Here is a 6167-nt window from a genome sequence, read left to right as displayed (position 1 = left end):
TGCCCAGCCTGCAGCTGCTGCAGCCCTCGGCCGAGGAGGGGGTGGGCTTCGGCGTCGTCGGGGACCTGCCCGAGCCGGTCCGGACGGTCGATTTCCTGCAGCGGGTCCGCGAGCGCCTCTCGGTGCGGGTCATCCGCCACAGCGACATCGCCGCCGAGCGGGTTGTCCGCGTCGCCCTCTGCACCGGGGCCGGAGCCTCGCTCATCGGCGACGCCCGCCGCGCCGGCGCCGGGCTCTACATCACTGCCGACCTCAAGTACAACGACTTCATGACACCCGATAAGGCCCTCACCGTGGCCGATATAGGCCATTTTGAGAGCGAATATTGCGCAATTCGGCTGTTATTTGATATTTTGTCGAAAAATTTATGTACCTTTGCGGTTCGCAAGAGTGAATGCTCTCGCAATCCGGTGAATTATCTGGTTTAAGTCTAAACTCTAAAAACACAATATGGCAACACAGAAGAAGACGGCCGACGTGGATTACTCGATGCAGGAGAAGATCCTTGCGCTCTACGAGCTGCAGAAGATCGACAGCAAGATCGACGGAATCAACAAGGTCAAAGGTGAACTGCCTCTCGAGGTGCAGGATCTCGAGGATGAGATGGCCGGGATGAAGACCCGCATCGAGCACATCAACGCCGAGATCGAGGAGCTGAACTCGCTGACCAAGCAGCGCAAGCGCGAGGTCGATCAGGCGAAGATCATGATCGGCAACTACAAGGAGCAGCAGAACAACGTCCGCAACAACCGCGAGTACGATGCCATCTCGAAGGAGATCGAGTATCAGGAGCTCGAGATCGAGCTGGCCGAGAAGCGCCTGAAGGAGTATGCCGGGGGCATCAAGGCCAAAAAACTCCAGCTCGAGGAGGCCGAGAACCAGATGAAGGAGCGTGAGGCCGACCTCGCGGCCAAAAAGGCCGAACTCGAGGGCATCGAGGCCGAAACCGCCCCGCTCGTCGAGGAGTACGGCGTGCAGGAGGCTCAGGCCAAGGAGAAGATCGACGAGCGTCTGCTGGCCGCCTACGAGCGCATCCGCCGCAACGTCCGCAACGGACTGGCTGTCGTGACGGTCAAGCGTGATGCCTGCGGCGGATGCTTCAACCGCATCCCGCCCCAGCGTCAGGCCGATATCCGTCAGGGCAAGAAGATCATCGTCTGCGAGTACTGCGGGCGTATCCTCGTGGCTGACCCCGAGGCGGAGCAGGAGTAGCGCCGCACGCCGGCGGTTGTGTCGGACCATGCATGCAAGAGCCTTCGGGAGTCCCCCGGAGGCTCTTCTCGTTTGCCGAGACGGTGCCTCCGGGCCTTGGTCGGATGTTAATTTATTAACATCGAAAATTTTTCGACTTTGCCAAATAATCCTTAACTTTGCACAGTTATAAACATACCGACCTAACTCACACCCTATGAAAATAGCCATCGCGCAACTCAACTACACGATCGGAGACATCGACGGCAACACCTCGAAGATCATCGATGCCATCCAGCGGGCCAAGGCCCAACGCGCCGATCTGGTGATTTTCGCCGAACAGGCCGTCAGCGGAACGCCCGCCTTCGATCTGCTGCGCAAGACCACCTTCCTCGAACTCTGCGAAGATGCGCTGGTGGAGATCGCATCCTGCTGCGACGGCATCGCCGCCATTGTCGGACTGCCGATCCTGACCTCCGCCGGAACCATCAGCGCCGCCGCCCTCATCCAGGACCGCAAGGTGTTGCGTTACGTCGGCAAGAAATACATCACGGCCCGCCGCGAAATGGGCTTCCTCGTCCCCTCGAAGGGCTACGAGTATGCCACGATCAAGGGCCACAAGTGCGCGATCATCGTCGGTGACGACCTCAGCCGCGAACACGACTTCGACAAGTCGGTCGAGACGATCATCTCGATCAATGCCCGCCGCTACGGCAAGGGTACGATGACCTACCGCTACGAGATGCTCCGCAACCTGGCCTTCGTCGAGGACAAGAACCTGGTCATCGTGAACCAGGTCGGGGGATCGACCGAGATCGTTTACGACGGAACGTCGGGTGCGCTCAACAAACAGGGAGAACCGGTGCTGATGCTGAAGAACTTCGAGGAGGACTTCGGCATTTTCGATACCCGGGCCAAGTCTGCGCCTGTCCAGATTCCCACGTCGAGCAGCTACCGCACCCGCCTCATCTACGAGGCCGCCCGCTGCGGCCTGCGCGACTTCTTCCGCAAGAACGGCTATGCGAAGGCCTCGATCGGCCTTTCGGGCGGTATCGACTCGGCCGTCGTCGCGGCCATCGCCGTCGATGCGCTGGGCGCGGAGAACGTCCATGCGCTGCTCATGCCGTCGCCCTTCTCGTCCGACGAGTCGGTTGAGGATGCCAAACTGCTGGCCGGCAACCTCGGCATCAGCTACAACGTCATTCCCATTTCGGAAATCTATACCAGCGTGGTCAATACGCTCAAGCCGGTGATCGGCGGAACGGAGTTCGACTCCACGGAGGAGAACATCCAGACCCGTATCCGCACCGTGCTGCTCATGGCGCTCCAGAACAAGACGGGGCACGTTCTGCTCAACTCGTCGAACAAGAGCGAGAATGCCCTGGGACTCTGCACCCTCTACGGCGATACGGCCGGTGCCTTCAGCCCCACGGGCGACCTCTACAAGAGCGAGATGTACGACGTGGCCCGCTACATCAACCGCACGATGGGCGATCCGATTCCCGAGAGCATCCTGACCAAGGAGCCCTCGTCGGAGCTCCATCCCGGACAGAAGGACAGCGACATCCTGCCGCCCTACGAGGTGGTCGATGCCATCCTGTTCCGCATGATCGAGGAGGGGCAGCACCGCGAGGAGATCGTCAATGCAGGATTCGACTCGGAGGTCGTCGAGAAGATCCACTCGATGATCATGCGCAACGAGAAGAAGCGCTATCAGTTCCCGCCCGTGCTGCGTCTTTCCTCCTGCTCGTTCGGACACGAGCGTCTGATGCCCCTTACCAACAAATACGGAGACTGATACCGTGGCCCGGCTGATCGAACACAGCGGCGTGGTGGACCGTGTCGAGGGTGATACGGTCCGGGTGAAGATCACCTCGCGGAGCGCCTGCGGGGCGTGCAGCGCCCGACAGGCCTGCGGCCTGGCCGAGGCGCAGGAGAAGATCGTCGCCGTGCGGACACACCGTGCCGCGGAGTTCGCCGCGGGCGATGAGGTCATGGTGGGCGTGCGGAGCAATGCCGGGGCCCGGGCCGTCCTTCTGGCCTATGTCGGTGCGCTGGTTGTCCTGCTCGCGGCCCTCGGTGCGGCCAAGCTCCTGGGCGGAAGCGACGGACAGGCCGTCGTCGCGGCCCTCGGCGGAGTGTCGCTCTATTATGCGGTGCTGTGGTGCTTCCGCAGCAGAATCGAACACACAATTCATTTTACAATAACAAAAAGCTAAATGGAAGTATTACTTTACACGATCCTGTCGCTGTGTGCGCTGGGTGTGCTCGCGGCGGTCGTCCTCTACTTCGTGGCGCAGAAGTTCCGCGTCGAGGAGGATCCCCGCATCGACGAGGTGGAGAAAATGCTCCCCGGTGCGAACTGCGGCGGTTGCGGTTTCGCCGGATGCCGCGGAATGGCCGATGCGCTGGTCAAGCGCGACGACATTTCGGAACTCTTCTGCCCGGTGGGCGGAGGGGATTGCATGAAGGCTGTGGCCGCCTATCTGGGCAAGGCTGCGGCCGAGAAGCAACCCGAAGTGGCTACGGTCCGCTGCGGCGGCACGTGCGAGAAACGCCCCCGCACGAATCAGTATGACGGAGCCCGGTCGTGCGCCGTGGCTTCGTCGCTTTACGTGGGCGAAAGCGCCTGCGCATTCGGCTGCCTGGGCTTCGGCGACTGCGTCGTGGCCTGTGCCTTCGATGCCATCCACATCAATCCCGCCACGGGGCTCCCGGAGGTCGATCCCGACAAGTGTACGGCTTGCGGCGCCTGCGTGAAGGCCTGCCCGCGGATGGTCATCGAGCTGCGCAAGAAGTGGCCCAAGAACCGTGCGGTCTACGTGTCGTGCGTTTCGAAGGAGAAGGGCGCCGCCGTGATGAAGGCCTGCAAGGCCGGATGTATCGGTTGCGGCAAGTGCCAGAAGGTCTGCGCGTTCGATGCCATCAAGGTGGAGAACAACCTCGCCTACATCGATCCGCAGAAGTGCAAGTTGTGCCGCAAGTGCGTGAACGAATGCCCGACGGGTGCCATCCGCCTCGTGGGTATGGATCCGCTGCCCAGGGAGCCCAAGGCCCCGGCCGCCCCGAAGGCTGCCCCGGCTGCCGCCCCGAAGCAGGAGGCTCCGAAGGCCGCTCCGGCAGCGGAGCAGGCTCCGAAGAAAGCTCCGGCTCCCGAAAAGAAGGCTTCGGCTGCATCCGATAAAGAATCGTAAAATTCCAAGCAGAGACTATGAAGACATTTCCAATGGGCGGAGTCCATCCGTCGGAAAATAAACTGAGCTGCGCCAAGCCGATCGAGATCCTGCCGCTGCCCGAGGTGGTGACGATCCCGCTCGCACAGCATATCGGCGCGCCGGCCGTCGCCAAGGTCGCCAAGGGCGACAAGGTCCTCACCGGACAGCTCATCGCCGAGGCCGCGAGCTTCATGTCGGCCAACATCCACTCGCCGGTTTCGGGTACGGTGACGGGCGTCGATCTGCTGCCGAACGGGCAGGGACTGCGCCAGATGATGATCACGATCAAGCGCGAAGGCGACGAGTGGGCCGAGGGTATCGACCGTTCGGAGACCCTCGTGCGCGAGTGTACGCTTTCGGCTCAGGAGATCATCGCCCGCATCAAGGAGGCCGGCATCGTCGGCATGGGCGGTGCGACCTTCCCCACGCACGTGAAGCTCTCGATCCCTCCCGGCAAGAAGGCCGAGTGCCTGATCATCAACGGTGTGGAGTGCGAACCCTACCTTACGTCCGACCACCGCACGATGCTCGAGCACGGCGAGGAGCTCATCGTCGGCGTCACGATCCTCATGAAGGCCGTCGGTGTGGAGAAGGCCTACATCGGTATCGAGAACAACAAGCCCGACGCCATCGAGCACCTGCGCGGCATTGCCCGCAACTACGCCGGGGTCGAGGTCGTACCCCTCAAGGTGAAGTACCCGCAGGGCGGTGAGAAGCAGCTCATCGCGGCCGTCACGGGCCGTCAGGTGCCGCCCCCGCCCGCACTGCCGATCGATGTCGGTGCCGTGGTCTGCAACGCCTCGACGACCTATGCCGTCTACCAGGCCGTGCAGAAGGGCATGCCGCTCATCCAGCGTGTGGTGACCATCACCGGAAAGGGGCTTCGCGAGCCGAAGAACCTGCTGACCCGCATGGGTACGCCCGTCTCGGCGCTGATCGAGGCGGCCGGAGGGCTTCCGGCCGATGCCGGCAAGGTCATCAACGGCGGCCCGATGATGGGACGCGCGATGGTGAACCTCGATTCGCCCGTCACGAAGGGCTGCTCGGGCATCACCGTGATGTCGGGGCGCGACGCCGTGCGCCGCGAGGCCTCGCAGTGCATCAAGTGCGCCAAGTGCGTGGCCGCCTGCCCGATGGGCCTCGAACCCTATTTCCTCTCGAAGATGACCCAGAAGAAGAACTGGGACGAACTCGAGGCGCGGATGATCACCTCGTGCATCGAGTGCGGCTGCTGCCAGTCCTCGTGCCCGGCCTACCTGCCGCTGCTCGACTGGGTGCGCCTGGGCAAGCAGACGGTCATGGGACGCATCCGCGCACGTGCCGCCGCGGCCAAAAAGTAAACTGACAAAACACCATGAGTATGATGAATAAACTTACCGTTGCTCCTGCGCCGCACGTACAGTCCCCGCAATCGACGGCGTCGATCATGCGCGACGTCGTCCTCGCGCTGATGCCGGCGCTGGTCGTTTCGACCGTGGTCTTCGGTCTCGACGTGCTGCGCGTCACGGCGCTCTCGGTGGCCTCGTGCGTGGCTTTCGAGTTCCTCATCCAGCGCTTCCTGGTCCGCGGTCCGCTGACGATCTCCAACTGGTCGGCCGTCGTGACCGGCGTGCTGCTGGCCTTCAACCTTCCCTCGACGATTCCCTGGTGGATCGTCGTCATCGGCGCCTTCGTCGCCATTGCCATCGCCAAGATGACCTTCGGCGGACTGGGCAAGAACCCCTTCAACCCCGCCATCGTGGGCCGCGTCTTCCTGCTGAT

The 6167-nt window shown here is 62.5% G+C and carries 7 protein-coding genes; all 7 read left to right on the top strand.

What is annotated here, in order from left to right:
- Positions 1–428, top strand: a 428-nt coding sequence (locus tag QZL63_RS10645; RefSeq protein ID WP_290587174.1) for a Nif3-like dinuclear metal center hexameric protein, incomplete at its 5' end; no start/stop codon positions are given.
- Between the two features lie 22 nt (positions 429–450).
- Positions 451–1212, top strand: a complete 762-nt coding sequence (locus QZL63_RS10640; RefSeq protein ID WP_022309274.1) for a zinc ribbon domain-containing protein — start codon at positions 451–453, stop codon at positions 1210–1212.
- 196 nt (positions 1213–1408) lie between these two features.
- Positions 1409–2989: an NAD+ synthase gene (locus QZL63_RS10635; RefSeq protein ID WP_022309273.1), complete on the top strand. Its 1581-nt coding sequence runs from the start codon at positions 1409–1411 to the stop codon at positions 2987–2989.
- Positions 2990–2993: 4 nt separating this feature from the next.
- Positions 2994–3410: a SoxR reducing system RseC family protein gene (locus QZL63_RS10630; protein ID WP_022309272.1), complete on the top strand. Its 417-nt coding sequence runs from the start codon at positions 2994–2996 to the stop codon at positions 3408–3410.
- The gene (locus QZL63_RS10625; RefSeq protein ID WP_022309271.1) at positions 3411–4385 is read left to right on the top strand and encodes an RnfABCDGE type electron transport complex subunit B; all 975 of its coding nucleotides are present in this window, start codon (positions 3411–3413) and stop codon (positions 4383–4385) included.
- Positions 4386–4402: 17 nt separating this feature from the next.
- Positions 4403–5746: an electron transport complex subunit RsxC gene (gene rsxC / locus QZL63_RS10620; RefSeq protein ID WP_022309270.1), complete on the top strand. Its 1344-nt coding sequence runs from the start codon at positions 4403–4405 to the stop codon at positions 5744–5746.
- Between the two features lie 20 nt (positions 5747–5766).
- Positions 5767–6167 (top strand): RnfABCDGE type electron transport complex subunit D (locus tag QZL63_RS10615; RefSeq protein ID WP_290587171.1); only part of this gene is annotated, 401 nt, incomplete at its 3' end.

Source organism: Alistipes sp. CAG:268, from assembly GCA_000434235.1.
Lineage (GTDB): Bacteria > Bacteroidota > Bacteroidia > Bacteroidales > Rikenellaceae > Alistipes > Alistipes avistercoris.
This window is presented reverse-complemented; position numbering and strand designations above follow the sequence as displayed.